Annotated in this window: 9 protein-coding genes; 5 read left to right on the top strand and 4 right to left on the bottom strand. The window is 56.0% G+C overall.

From position 1 onward, the window contains the following. Positions 1 to 37: 37 nt before the first annotated feature. The 3 genes from ACTJKZ_RS08385 to dld form a co-directional block, all read right to left on the bottom strand. Positions 38 to 2,689, bottom strand: a complete 2,652-nt coding sequence (locus ACTJKZ_RS08385; RefSeq protein ID WP_440829446.1) for a beta-N-acetylhexosaminidase — start codon at positions 2,687 to 2,689, stop codon at positions 38 to 40. A 48-nt stretch (positions 2,690 to 2,737) separates the two neighbouring features. Beyond that, positions 2,738 to 4,105, bottom strand: coding sequence for a chitoporin ChiP (gene chiP / locus ACTJKZ_RS08380; protein WP_285088440.1), 1,368 nt, complete (start codon positions 4,103 to 4,105; stop codon positions 2,738 to 2,740). A 320-nt stretch (positions 4,106 to 4,425) separates the two neighbouring features. Continuing rightward, on the bottom strand, positions 4,426 to 6,129 hold the full coding sequence (gene dld / locus ACTJKZ_RS08375; protein ID WP_161736773.1) for a D-lactate dehydrogenase: 1,704 nt from the start codon (positions 6,127 to 6,129) through the stop codon (positions 4,426 to 4,428). A 155-nt stretch (positions 6,130 to 6,284) separates the two neighbouring features. On the opposite strand from dld, the gene bglX reads away from it, so the two are divergent. Next, a complete protein-coding gene (bglX, locus tag ACTJKZ_RS08370) occupies positions 6,285 to 8,582 on the top strand; it encodes a beta-glucosidase BglX (protein WP_161736774.1) in 2,298 nt (765 codons plus the stop codon). 96 nt (positions 8,583 to 8,678) lie between these two features. Next, positions 8,679 to 9,551, top strand: coding sequence for an oxygenase MpaB family protein (locus ACTJKZ_RS08365; RefSeq protein WP_440829445.1), 873 nt, complete (start codon positions 8,679 to 8,681; stop codon positions 9,549 to 9,551). Positions 9,552 to 9,608: 57 nt separating this feature from the next. Here ACTJKZ_RS08365 and ACTJKZ_RS08360 read toward each other — a convergent pair whose 3' ends face one another. Beyond that, positions 9,609 to 10,070, bottom strand: coding sequence for an NUDIX hydrolase (locus tag ACTJKZ_RS08360; RefSeq protein ID WP_161736776.1), 462 nt, complete (start codon positions 10,068 to 10,070; stop codon positions 9,609 to 9,611). A 287-nt stretch (positions 10,071 to 10,357) separates the two neighbouring features. On the opposite strand from ACTJKZ_RS08360, the gene ACTJKZ_RS08355 reads away from it, so the two are divergent. The 3 genes from ACTJKZ_RS08355 to idi all read left to right on the top strand — a co-directional run bounded on the left by ACTJKZ_RS08355 (position 10,358) and on the right by idi (position 14,242). Continuing rightward, positions 10,358 to 11,467, top strand: coding sequence for a suppressor of fused domain protein (locus ACTJKZ_RS08355; RefSeq protein ID WP_440829444.1), 1,110 nt, complete (start codon positions 10,358 to 10,360; stop codon positions 11,465 to 11,467). 190 nt (positions 11,468 to 11,657) lie between these two features. Beyond that, on the top strand, positions 11,658 to 13,553 hold the full coding sequence (locus tag ACTJKZ_RS08350; RefSeq protein WP_253421397.1) for a methyl-accepting chemotaxis protein: 1,896 nt from the start codon (positions 11,658 to 11,660) through the stop codon (positions 13,551 to 13,553). Positions 13,554 to 13,699: 146 nt separating this feature from the next. Continuing rightward, complete coding sequence (gene idi / locus ACTJKZ_RS08345; protein WP_161736950.1) at positions 13,700 to 14,242, top strand: isopentenyl-diphosphate Delta-isomerase; 543 nt, start codon at positions 13,700 to 13,702, stop codon at positions 14,240 to 14,242. Positions 14,243 to 14,261: the final 19 nt, after the last annotated feature.

The following is a 14,261-nucleotide window of genomic DNA, read 5'->3' as shown; positions in this document are numbered from 1 at the left end:
CAACGCTGGCTTCTCAGCTCATGCTTAATCCCGCTTACTACAACGTTTCCACGCGACTGGTGCGCTGGCCGTCACGGCTGACGGAGCGGATTGTCACGGCACCGCTGATCTGCGGCGGTCTGTTAGCATCGTAGCGCTGCCAGTTAGCCCCTTTGTCCAGGCTGTACTCCAGCATCACGCCGGGCAAGGCGACATTCATCGACAGGATGCCATCTACGATTTTTGCTCCCGGCACCGGCAGGCGATAATCGATACCCGCTTTATCCAGCTTCGCCAGTTCCCGTTGTCCCAGCAGGTTGGCAAATCGCTGCCAGTCATGCAGGCGTGCCTGCTGATCGACGAGATGGGTTTTGCCTCCCGTGTATTCCTGACCTGGCTGGTAATCCCGCTCCCAGCTGGCGCGGTGCCAGCTTCGTTCCGCGACCGCAAACAGGCGCGGATAGATCATGTGCTCCATCTGGGCGTCAGTACGCACGGTTTCACTCCACAGCTGGGCCGACATGCCATAAGCACCACTCCACGGCTTCTCTGATTTGGCGCTGAAAAAATTGCCGTCGCGATCCACCGAGGTCTCCGCATTCTGCGGCAGGTTGTCCGGTGCAAAGCCAAAGATTTTACGCTCGTCGTTGAAACGTGTGCCCCAGTAGTAGCCGCGCTCCAGCGGGTTCACCTCATACGGGAAGTCCAGATAGAGGTAGTCAGGACTGGAGATCACGACATCGTATCCTTTCTGTGACCAGTCGGGGGCACTGTCAAAACCGCCCCAGTAGAGGGTATCCCAGAAGTTGACCGCAACGCGCGGGGTAGCGAAGGCTGCGGCATTTCTGGCATCTTTTAAACCATCCTGCCACGCCTGCATTTTGCCAATGCCGTGGCGGTTAACAATTTCACTGACGGACAGGGCGAAATAGCTCGGCAGGTGCGCCAGATCTTCCACTTTGCCGCTCTTCACCAGCGCCTGGCACGCCTGCGATTTCGCCCACGGCAGATCTTCGTTACGCCAGTCGCGCAGGCCGGTACCTGGTTTAGGGTTATTTTTGTCAGAGTAGCCTGCACCCAGGCGGATATTCTTCGCTTCATCCCCGCCGAAATGCCAGGTGCTTAATGGCTGTCCCGCTTCCTGATGCATCGCCTGAACCTCACCGATCACCTTGTCGACAAAGCGCTGAGAACCCGCAATGCAGGGATTGAGATAGCTGGTGCGGTCGTAGAGCTGCACCGAGGTGGTATTGGAGTCGTCGGTGGGATCGATCAGGCGGTACGCGCTGGCCTGTTCAGCGTCTCCCGCTTTCATCAGCCGCTGATAGCGCGCTTCCATTGAGATGACCGCCGCACGGGCGTGGGCGGGCATATCAATTTCCGGGATCACCTGAATGTGGCGCGCCTGCGCATATTTCACAATGTCGATGTAGTCAGCACGACTGAAGTAGCCGCTACCGTTGTTATCGCTGAACGGACCGGAACCGAGCTGCGGCAGCAGACAACGCTGTTCGGTCAGGTCATGACAGCGTTTAGCGCCCACGTCAGTCAGTTCCGGTAAGCCAGGAATTTCAATCCGCCAGCCCTCATCGTCACTCAGGTGAAAGTGAAAGCGGTTCATCTTCCACGCCGCCATCTGATCAAGCAGCCGCATCACCGCCTGCTTACTATGAAAGTTACGGGCAACATCAAGAAACGCGCCGCGATAAGCAAAGCGCGGCGCATCATGGGCTTCCAGCGCGGCGATACGCGCCGCACCTTCGCCAGGTACCAGTGAGAGAATCGACATCAGACCGTAGAAAGCCCCGGCAGCATCGTAGGCCACCACAATGGCGCGGCGGGGCGTGATATCCAGATTGTATGCGCCCGATTTTGCCGTTATGCCGCTGAAGTGGTCCGGCTTGATCTGTGTCGTGATGGCGAATCCATCTGGCGCTTCTTTCAGGCCGAGCAGGGTCAGGCGCTGTTTTACCGCTTCACCGGTTTCAGGTGTCAGCCCGGTAAGCATCAGCCTGACGCCGCGGCTGAGATCGGCATCCTGCGGGCGGAGCTTCATCTCAAGCGGCGTGGGTGTGATTTGACCGCGCAGCGCAGAGACGGGCAGGGCAGCAACATCGCTGTTTTTATCAAACCGGCTGACGGGCTGCATCAGGACATTGTGGTCATCGGCACTGCGTCGCCAGTGATCACCCAGCGGCAACATAAACTGGCTGGGGTCTTCATGGTCGGTGCTGGCAATAATTTTGGGCGTTGCCTGCCCGGACGTGACATACCAGCGCGGCATCACATCAGTGACAAACAGCTGCCAGTATTCATTAACGATGGGAATCTGCACCGACTCACCTGCACCAATGCCGGTAAACTTGTCCGTCGGCTCCAGTCGGGTTAAGTCGCCAACCAGGTGGGTCATTTTAAACTGATCGTTTTCGACCCGCAGCGTCTGGTGAACGTTGCTCATGTAGATGGCCCAGTGTTTGTCGGTCAGTGCCGGGCCGTTATTGGTCAGGGTAATGGTCGCGCGATTGCAGGCGGCATAGTCGGCACCCAGCGCGGCGCAGTCGGTGCCATTCAGAGCGGCCTGGTTGTCATTCACCTGATAAGTGATGCCAGACTGGCTGATTTGGTTCACCACCTGCTGCGCTGACGAGCTGGCGTGGCCTGAGGCTGCAGCGCCCAGCAGAGTGAGCGCGATAAGGCTTAACTTAAACATATTGATTCATCCTTGCTGCTGAAGAGATATCCGGGAGTCTGCAGGGCGTCAGAACAGGGTAAACGGCACGATAACCATAAATTTGATGTCCTTTTCGTCCTGAAAAATGTTGCCGTAACCGCCGCTGTAACTGGGCAGATTGCTGTGGTTGTCGTAGCGGGTGTAATGCAGTTTAAACAGGGTATCTTTGGCGCGGCCCTGCTGGATTTGATAGATCAGATCAAGGTTCCAGGCGGACTCTTTCAGCCGCTGGCTCTGGTCAACGGTGGGCAGGGTGGCGGGTCTGGCATCCCAGCCCCAGACGTATGATGCGCCCACTTTCCAGCCCGCCAGTTGCCACGGCGTTAAGTCGAGCATCGCACCGGCAAAGACCGCTTTTTCGCCATTGGCGTTCCAGTCGGAACGGGCATCCCACCAGATATCCAGTCGGCCATTGGAGCTGGCATAGCCCGGCGTCATGCGCTGCAGGAAGAAGCCCTGATTGCCCTCTGCTTTGACCCAGCTGCCTTCGAGGCGCAGATCCACCGGGCCGACGTTATAACCGATCGTGATTGCCTGTAGCCAGGCGAGGCCATCATAGACATCGCGGGGGTTAGCGGCACCGCCCTGCACGTTGTCGTGTGCGCCGTAAAACTGATAGCTGGTGGAGAGTGCATTGCCATACGGTGTGGCCGACCAGGAGGCTTTGGCAAAATATTGATCCATATAATCCGCCGCCTGACCGAATGCCCCTTCAAGGACCAGATTATTCTTGAAGTCATATTTCATGCCGAATGAGTGCAGATAGCTGATATGCGTTTTGCCATCAGCCTGTCGGAAATCATATAAATCACGATACCAGGGCGCCTTATATTTATCACTCCACATCCACGAGAATGATAATGCTCCGGCTTCCTGGAAATCATATAGCGCACCCACTTCGACGCCGCGATAGGTGCCGGGTAAGAAACTCCAGTGCGGCGCAAGGATTGTCTGGCCGGTGGGCTGAATATAACCGGCGCGTAACCAGTATTCGTTATATTTTAATTTAAGCGCGGCTTTATAAACCGAAGCGCCGCCGCTGTCGCCATTCCACTTTTCATCCCAGCGGGTACGTGCCTTACTGAAGCCAATTTCATTAGGAGCGGCGGGGCCGCTGTTGGCGAGTTCAGCAGCGCCAAAAACGGCCAAGTCCAGACCCATCCACTCCCCGGCGTAACCTGACTGGAAGTCGAGATTACTGTTGAGCGAGGCGTGATGTAAATTAGCCCGATACTGTCCCTGAGAGTCACTGGCGGGATCGGTGTCTCTGCGATCCCGCTGCCGCTGCCAGTAAAAAACATTACCTTTTAGCGATGCGTCATCAATAAATCCGGCCGCATAAGCGGGAGATGAAATTATTGCTGACAGGGCTATTATCACAGTGGCTATTTCCATTAACGCTAAAGCGTAATTATTTTTCCGCATGACTCTTCCTCCCTGAAGAAAATAAAGGTCATTAAACAGCTTTTAGTTTTAGTGGCGACAATCTATTTTTCGCGACGCGAATTATCAATTGGTGGCGGGGTATTTTGTGAGGTGTTGCGCAGAAACCGATGACAGTAAATAAAGCAGGTGCAATCTGGGAAGGAGAATTAATTTTTTGATGAAGATGTGAGTCATCAGCAGAGATAATACGGCAGGCAATTCCAGGAAGTGAGTGGATGGCTGCGTCGTATGACGGTCAGCCTGCTCAGACAGGCTGACCCATAACGCGCTTAAACCTGCTTCACCGCCCAGCCTTTTTGCTTGCTGGTTTTGCCAATGCCAGGATTAAAGCTATTGGTCGGATCGAGCTGGCGATAGAACGCCGCCAGTTGCGGTTTGGCCTGATAGAGATGACCGACGTTATGTTCAGCGGGATATTCTGCGCCGCGCGCCTGCAGGATCTCCAGCATCTGCGTTTTCAGCGCGTGCACATCCACCCCTTTTCTGACGATGTAATCCTGATGGAAGACGTGACAGAAGAAGTGACCATAGTAGAGGCGGTGGCTTAATGATGCGCGAATCGCATCGGGCAGGGTTTCAAACCAGTCCGCATCGTTGCGACGCAGCGCGATGTCCAGCGCCAGAATATCCTCGACCTCATCTGCATGGACTGCGTGGTAGCGCACGGCCGCACCCGCTGCCGCAAAGCGATGCAGAAACGCGTGCGCACCTTCTTTACCTTCACACTCAAAGAACTCACCACCGCCTTCACGAAAGTAGTCGCGCAGATAGTTACGCGCCTCTGCCACGCCATCGCCCGACATCTTCAGCATCAGATGATGTTCATACTTGTCACGATACTGCTTCATGCGTTTGGGCAGATGCGCCGGGAACAGTTTGCTCAGGCGCTGCAACAGCCGGTCGCTGAAGTGCGGTTTAACGAAGGAGAGCTTGCTCAGCCAGGCATCAATCCGACCCTTCAGCGTGAAAAACAGCGGCATCTTATCGGTGCCCAGCTTGTCGATCATCAGGAAGGTATCTTTGCCGTAGACTTCCGCAATGTCATAAATGTCGCGGTGCATATATTCGCCCGCCACCGGCAGATGGGTGAAATGCGCCAGGATGTGACGGCGGATATCGTTAAGCACACCGGGTTCATTGGTGCCGATGTAAAATACCTGCTGCTGCGGTTCGCTGGCGAAAGTATCCAGTCGCACGGCGAAGACCGCCAGTTTCCCGGCACAGCCGGACGCTTCAAACAGGCGACGCGCATCGGCGTTATAACGGGCGGGCGTATCCGCATCGACTTCACGGACGCGATCGGCATATTCATGATCGGAGGCGTGACGGCCATCGTGCTGCACATCTTTGGGTTGCCAGCGGTCGTCATCCAGCCGTCCCAGAATCTCTTCCGGTGAGGTCCCCAGATCGATACCCAGATGGTTCACCAGCTTCAGTCTTCCCTGTGCATCAATCTGCGCATACAGGGCCATCTCACTGTAGGCCGGACCGCGCTTAATCAGCGATCCGCCGGAGTTATTACAGATGCCACCCAGCACCGAAGCCCCAATGCATGAGGAGCCGATCACCGAGTGGGGTTCACGCCCCAGCGGCTTCAGTGCTTTTTCCAGCTGATAGAGTGTGCTGCCGGGGAATGCCAGCACCTGCTGGCCGTTGTCGATCAGCTGAAGCTTATCCAGCCGCAGGGTACTGACAATCACCAGCGGACGGTCGTAATCGTCGCCATGCGGCGTTGAACCTTCGGTCAGGCCGGTATTCGCCGCCTGCATCAGGATGATGACATCCGCTTTCACCAACGTTTGCAATACCCGCCAGAGTTCCAGCAGCGTACCGGGAAACGCCACGGCCAGCGCCTCACCTTCGCCGGAGCGAAAGCCTTTGCGATAGCGGGCAGTCTGTTCAGGTTCTGTCAGCAGATGGGCAGGGCCGACCAGGCGGCGCAGGTCAGAAAGCAGGGCAGAGGTTTGTATCATGAGCAATTCCCTTGTCTTATCAGTGCGTCCTAACTGTAGCACGTCAACTGACCTCAACGCAGTGTGACTCTGGCCGCTACCTGCTATTCTCATCTTGTGGCACACTGCCGCCTGTTTATTCGATATTGCGCAGTTACTTAAGAGAACCCAACCTGATGAAATGGATTTACTCTGTTAGTCTCGCTGTCTCCCTTGCGATGCAACCCGCACTGGCTGAGACAGTGCCTGGTAACCACCCGATGACCGAACAGGCGCGAGATGCCTTCGTTAACCAGCTGCTTAAAAAAATGACGCTGGACGAGAAGATTGGCCAGCTGCGTTTAATCAGCGTCGGACCTGATAATCCGAAAGAAGCCATTCGCGACATGATTCAGAAGAGTCAGGTTGGCGCGATTTTTAACACTGTCACGCGTCAGGATATCCGCGCGATGCAGGATCAGGCGATGCAGCTTAGCCGCCTCAAGATCCCCCTGTTTTTCGCCTTCGACGTGATTCACGGTCAGCGCACTATTTTCCCGATTCCTCTGGCCCTGGCATCAAGCTGGGATCTGGATGCCGTTAAAGAAGTAGGGCGCGTATCCGCCTATGAAGCGGCCGACGACGGTCTGAATATGACATGGGCACCGATGGTCGATGTCAGCCGTGAACCGCGCTGGGGTCGTGGTTCCGAAGGCTTCGGTGAGGATACGTATCTCACCAGCGAAATGGGTCGCAGCATGGTTCAGGCGATGCAGGGCAAAAGTGCCGCCGATCGCTATAGCGTGATGACCAGCGTGAAACACTTTGCGCTCTATGGCGCCGTTGAGGGTGGACGCGATTACAACACCGTAGACATGAGCCCGCAGCGCATGTTCCAGGACTATCTGCCACCATATAAGGCCTCACTGGATGCAGGCAGCGGCGGCGTGATGGTGGCGCTGAACTCGATTAATGGCGTCCCCGCTACGGCGGACAGCTGGCTGCTGAAAGATCTGCTGCGCGATAAGTGGAAATTCAAAGGCATCACCATCAGCGACCACGGCGCAATCAAAGAGCTGATCAAGCATGGCGTCGCCAGCGATCCGCAGGAAGCGGTACGCATCGCCCTGAAGTCGGGCGTGGATATGAGCATGAGCGACGAATATTACAGTAAGTATCTGCCGGATCTGGTGAAGAGCGGTGAGGTCACGATGGCTGAAATTGATGACGCGGCGCGCCATGTGCTTAACGTCAAATATGACATGGGCCTGTTTAACGATCCCTACAGCCATTTAGGTCCGAAAGAAAGCGACCCGCAGGACACCAATGCGGAAAGCCGTCTGCATCGCGCTGAAGCGCGCGATGTGGCGCGTAAAAGCATCGTACTGCTGAAAAACCGTTTGGAAACGCTGCCGCTGAAAAAATCGGGCACCATTGCGCTGATTGGTCCGCTGGCAGACAGTCAGCGCGACATCATGGGCAGCTGGTCCGCCGCAGGCGTGGCGAAGCAATCCGTTTCGCTGTTGCAGGGCATGCGCACTGCCACCGAAGGCAAAGCGACGCTGCTTTATGAGAAGGGCGCTAACGTCAGCGACAACAAAGGGATTCAGGACTTCCTGAACCTCTATGAGCAGGCGGTTTCCGTGGATACGCGTTCACCGCAGCAGATGATCGATGACGCGGTTGCCAAAGCGAAGCAGGCCGATGTGGTGGTTGCCGCCGTGGGCGAAGCGCAGGGGATGGCGCACGAAGCCTCCAGCCGCAGCGACCTGGTAATCCCACCGAGCCAGCAGAAGCTGCTCGCGGCACTGAAAGCCACCGGTAAGCCGCTGGTGATTGTCCTGATGAACGGGCGCCCGCTGTCGATAGTAAATGAAGATCGCATGGCTGATGCGGTGCTGGAAACCTGGTTCAGCGGCACCGAAGGTGGTAACGCCATCGCCGATGTGCTGTTCGGTGACTACAACCCGTCGGGCAAACTGCCGGTTTCCTTCCCGCGTTCAGTGGGTCAGATTCCGATCTACTACAACCATCTGCCAACCGGTCGTCCTTACAACTTTGCGAAGCCGAACAAGTACACCTCGCACTACTATGATGCGGTTAACGGCCCGCTCTATCCGTTTGGTTACGGCCTGAGCTACACCAGCTTCACCGTGTCGCCGGTAAAAATGTCTTCCCCGACCATGCCGCGTAACGGCAGCATCGAAGCCAGCGTGACCGTGACCAACAGTGGTAAACGCGATGGCGCGACGGTGGTGCAGATGTACCTCAACGACCCGGTCGCTTCCATCAGCCGTCCGGTGCAGGAGCTGCGTGGCTTTAAGCGCATCATGCTGAAAGCAGGCGAGTCACAAACTGTGACCTTCAAAATTGATGTGGATGCGCTGAAGTTCTGGAACCAGCAGATGCAGCACGTTGCAGAGCCCGGCAAATTCAACGTGATGATTGGACTCGATTCCGTTCGTACCGAGGATGGGCAGTTCAACTATTTATAACCGTCAGCCTTTTCCCTGACGTCAGGGGAAGGTGATGCGGCGCGTCGTTAGCGTCCTGCTACCGCGCGCCGCGTCATATCCACTATCAGAGCCGCTATGATTAATCTGCGTGATCGCATTCAGCAGCAGGTATTCCGCCTTAACGGCCTGTCGATGAATGAATTTGACCTCTCTCAACCACCTGGCGATCCCGGCCTGTTTGGCCCGGACAGCGTGATCTGGCGCGTCCACGGTGACTTCACCTCCATGATGTGCGGCGGGATCAGCGCGCTGCTGTTGCAGATGCTGCATCCGGCGGCACTGGCGGGCGTCTGGGATCACTCCAATTTCCGCGAAGATATGATGGGCCGTCTGCGCCGCACCAGCCAGTTTATCGCTGTCACTACCTACGGTAATTCGCAGGATGCGCAGACGCTGATCGACAGGGTGAAACGCATTCATCTGAAAGTCAGCGGCGTCGACAGCGCGGGCAAACCCTATGCCGCCAGCGATCCGCATCTGCTGACCTGGGTGCATGTGGCGGAGACCAGCCGTTTTCTGGCCGCCCATCTGCGCTACAAAAATCCTCAGCTTACCCGCGCCGGGCAGGATCAGTACTATCAGGAAGCGGCGCTCATTGCCGAAGCGCTGGGCGCAGAGAAGGTGCCGAAAAGCGTTGTCGATGTGGCGGATTACCTGCAACAGATGCGTTCAGAGCTGCGCTTTGACGAGCGTACCGCTGAAGTGACGCGATTGCTGATGAATGCCCCTGCACCCAGCTGGCAGGCGAAAACGGTGATGAAAATCATGCTGAAGTCAGGATTCGGGCTGATGCCCGCGTGGGCGCAGGCAATGTCCGGTACGGAGATTGGCCGCTTTCAGCAGGCGATGATTGACCAGAAGATTAATGCGATTGCGTTAGGGTTGAGATGGTCAATTCAGCGCGGGGCATGGTATCGGGCGATGGTGAGAATGGGGAGACTGGGATAAGGGGCTATGAATGTCCGCTTTGTGCCAGAAAAGGACGTTCAGGATATTATGACGCATTTAACGTCGAAGATCCGGCCGACTTTTTTCAAGTATGTTAATGATTAAGTCGCGTGGAAAAATTGTCTCATTGGTTTGTATTAGCTCTTGTATTGTCCACCAATGATGATCGCGAATGAGTTCCTTTTCATTGCTACTCCATCCTGAACGATCGAGATCTACTGTATTTGCCTTAATCATAAAGAAACGCTCATCAGCAAGGACTGTCTCTCCACTTGGTAGCATCATTGTGAAGGTTCGGGACGCTACTGCTGGTCCTGTTAATGTTTCTTTCAATCCCGTTTCTTCAAATAATTCGCGTATAGCGGCCTGCTCGAAAGATTCATTTTTTTCAAGCCCTCCTCCCGGCGTTGCCCAGTATGTTTTTCCCTTTAGAGCATCATCTTTATGACAGAACTTAAAGAGCAGGACATGATTTTCAGGCGAAAGAATGATCAATCGAGATGATGGTCTAATGCGCACCTATCCCCCTTAAAAAAGCTTAAATACTGATTTTCAATATTTATATAAACATAAATTGCAGCCTGAATCGCCCTATAGGTCTGTAATTTCTTACAGCTTTAATCTCACTCAACGTCCGCTTTTCGCTCATACCGGCCTTTAAGGCCAACAATGGTCACACTTACAAAGCTCAGTACGCCCCCCAACGCCCACACTTTGAGACTATTACCCTTGTCTCAGATAGCCGCAGCCAGGATCCTGCTCTATTCTCGGGGAAAATGGATTCCTCCAGGCTTTGTCGAGGCACTATGACGTACAAATCCCTGATTGCTGAAGTCCACAATCAGCAGCGCACCCTGACCGCCATTGTCGAGCAGGATGAGCGCACCACTTATTTTTACATCTGGCCCACCGACCTGTTCCGCAGTCAGTATGCGGTGCGCGGCTGCTGGCTTCGTAACCTGCTGCCTGCACCGGCACAGGAAGATCGCGGGGCGATGGAGCAGGGCATCGCCCCGCTGCTCAGCGCCGAGTATTGCCGTAATCTGGAAGCGGAGCCCGCGCTGGACCCGGCAGGTCTGCAGGTGCTGTGGGAGCCTTCTGATGATGGCGCTGCGCTGTGGTATTACGGCCAGCTGCTGGCGGTGATCCCCGGCTGGAGTCTTTATCAGGAGAAGCAGGTGAGCTTCTCTGCGGGCTGCATCAAAAAGAACCGGCTGACGGCCCCGCTGGGTTCAGCATCGACCAATGACTACTATGCCCGTGCGGAGCATCAGCGTCAGTTCTGGCGCGAATGGCACGACGGCAGCGAGTGGGACAGGGTCCAGCAGGATCTCATGGCCTGCTATCAGGCGCGTTTTGGCGAATCAGTGAAATATTACGCGATCGATCAGGGCAGCTGGCCGCCGATGGCGATCTCGCAGCACTGGCATCAGGGCGTGTGGTACTTCCTGACGCTCGGCATGAGTATCAGGCCGATGCCGCAGGTTGATTATCTGTTCGATGAGCTGGCACCGCAGTATCGCCGTATCGAGCTGGGCATGGCGGTCGATGGTGAAGTGATGACCGAAGGCAACGCGGTGCAGATGGCGAGCGCGCTGGCGGAGTTCGTGCATCTGCCATGGGCGCGACTCACCTGGCTGGGGGAGGGCCACACGCTGGCCTCAGAAGTGGCACCGGTCGGTTTTGAAAGCTTCCTGCTGGCGAATGAACTGGCACCTGCGCCAGCACAGTTCACGCTGCCGAAACGCGATGGCGATCGCCCGACGCTGCTCTGGTCCACGCCGATTACGGAAGCCGAGCGGCAGTTCGCGCAGGCTGACGAGCATGGCGGCCAAAAGTTACGAGAATTGTTAACAGCAGAAGGCAATGATCATGTTTTCCGCCCGCGCCTGCAGGTGGTCCATTCAGAAGAGTAAGCCAGTCTTATCAAGTCTCTTCGTCTGTTCCCCGGCAACCGTCGGGGACGTTATAGTAACTCTATGAAATTAAATTTTCACAAAAATCAAACATTTCTCAAATATGTGATCCCGCTCATCTCAAGTTCCCGTTAAGCGAGCCGTTAACCCGATCAGGCAATCGCGCCGCACCAGGTTCAGGGGAACAAAGATGTTTAAAACAACACAATCCCGCTTCACCGCAACAATGATCGCGTTCTTTGTTGCGCTTTTACTCGTTACAGTTTGGGTCATCAATCAGTTCGTCGCGCCACAGCTGGTCGACAGCGAAAGTCGTCTGGTTCGTTATCAGGTCGATTCACTCGCCTCTGGCATCGTTGAACAGATGAACCGCGTGCAGGCACAGCAGCGTGCGATTACCGAAGCCGCCTCTGTCATGGACAGCGCCACTATCGACACCCTGTTACCGACGCTGGTAAACCAGTATCAGGACAGCAACGTGTTTGGTGGCGGTATCTGGCCCCTGCCAAACCGTCGCGATCCGGCCAAAGAGAAAGACAGCAGCTTCTTTGCCCGTAATGCCAGTAATGAACTGCAGGTCAACACCTACTGGAACTCCGACGCCGCCGATAAATACTGGGAGCAACCCTGGTATAAAGATGGCCTGGCTGCCGCGAAAGGGCAGTGTGCCTGGGCAAAAGCTTATCAGGATGCTGCCAGCCCGCAGCCGCGTACCAACTGTGCCATGGCGATCTACCGCAATGGCTCGGCCTGGGGTGTCGCGACTATCGACGTGACGCTGGGGTTCTTCAACCAGCTGGCGAAGCAGATGGGTGAAACCATTCACGGCAATGTGCTGATCGTCGAAGCCGACGGCAAAGTCGTGGGTAATGGCGCGCTGGTCAATGCCGCGCCGAAGCTGGAGAACCTGGCTGACGTGCAGATGCCGATGGCCGCACCGCTGAAAACGTTGCTGAACGGTGTTGGCAATCAGCCGCTGGAAACCACTTATGACAGCAGCGAGGGCGAGCAGACCCTGTTCGTGCAGGCCATTCCTGGCAGCCCGTGGTATCTCGCCAGCAGCCTGCCAACCAGCCTGCTCAAAGCGCAGTCGCATAATATGCTGACCCGCCTGGGCCTGGTGCAGATCCCACTGGCGGTCATCCTGCTGCTGGTCTCGCTGGGCTTTGTCCGCGCCATGATGAAACGGCTTAACGTGCTGAACAGCAACATCGAAGCGCTGTCGACGGGGGGTGCCGATCTGACGCAGCGCCTGCCCGCCAGCAACAGCCCGGAGTTTAACGCCGTGGCGCAGAGCTTTAACCAGTTCATCAGCTATCTGCAGGGGCTGCTCCAGCAGGTGGGCGACAGCGCACTGGCGATTACTGCTGCGTCGCGGGAGATTGCCAGCGGTAACGCCAATCTCTCCTCCCGTACTGAAGATCAGGCCAGCTCGATTGTCGAGACGGCCGCGTCGATGGAGCAGCTGACCGGCACCGTGCGTCAGAACGCCGACAATGCGACGCATGCCAACCAGCTGGCAGCTGATGCCTCGCAGGTGGCCGCACGGGGGACTGAAGTGGTCCGTCAGGTGGTCACCACCATGGGTGAGATTCATCACTCATCCCGTAAAGTGGTCGATATCATCAGCGTCATCGACAGCATCGCATTCCAGACCAATATCCTGGCACTTAACGCCGCGGTAGAAGCCGCACGTGCCGGTGAACAGGGTCGCGGTTTTGCGGTGGTGGCTTCGGAAGTGCGCAATCTGGCACAGCGTTCAGCCAACTCGGCGCGTGAGATTAAAAAGTTAATCGAAGAGTCCGTGGCAAACATCGATACCGGCAGCGCGCTGGTTGAGCAGGCGGGTCAGACCATGGACGAGCTGATGAAAGGGGTAAGCAGTGTGACCACCCTGATGAGCGAAATTATGTCAGCCAGCCGTGAGCAGAGCCTGGGTATCGAACAGGTTAACGTGGCGATTACCCAGCTTGATGGTACTACCCAGCAGAATGCCGTGCTGGTGGAGCAGGTTTCCGCTGCCGCGCAGGCGATGGAATCGCAGAGCACCCAGCTTGAGCAGGTGGTTCAGAGCTTCCGCCTGTAATCCTTCGTCAGGCCAGCCTTGCTGGCCTGATTTCCTCTCTGCTTCATCCGCTTATCTCCGCCTGAGACGCGTAAAAATTCCGCGATGTTCCACCCAGACTGCTCATTCTGTGCCAGAATAGTTGGGAATAATCTCAAGGAAACGCCATGTCTGCTATTGAAGTTATCCTCGTTGACCACCTCGATCGTCCCACCGGCAAAATGGAAAAGCTGGAAGTGCATGAAAAAGGATTACTGCACCGCGCGGTGACGGTCTACGTCTTCAATTCCCGGCAGGAGCTGTTACTGCAGCGGCGTGCCAGCGATAAATATCACTGTGGTGGCTTGTGGAGTAATACCTGCTGTGGCCATCCTTATCCTCATGAATCGACCCGCGACGCCGCCGAGCGCCGTCTGCGTGAAGAGATGGGGATGATCGTGACGCTGACGCCGGTATTTGAGCTGAGCTATAACCTGAAGCTGAGCAATGGCCTGACCGAACATGAATATGGTCACGTCTTCTTTGCCGTCTGCGACACTTTGCCGCAGCTGAATCCGCAGGAAGCCGATGCCTTTGATTATCGTCCGATGGCGCTGATTGAGCAGCAGATGCAGCAGCAGCCACAGCTGTTCACGCCGTGGTTTTTGCATACCTTCCCGCGCATCCCGGACTATCTGGAGCATTTTCCTTTCCCGGTCATTACGGCATAAAAAAACCGCACTGAGGTGC

Origin of the sequence: Pantoea sp. 22096, from assembly GCF_052045955.1 — a bacterium.
Lineage (GTDB): Bacteria > Pseudomonadota > Gammaproteobacteria > Enterobacterales > Enterobacteriaceae > Pantoea > Pantoea alfalfae.
The sequence above is the reverse complement of the archived record's forward strand: the minus strand, read 5'-3'. Positions and strand labels throughout refer to the sequence as shown.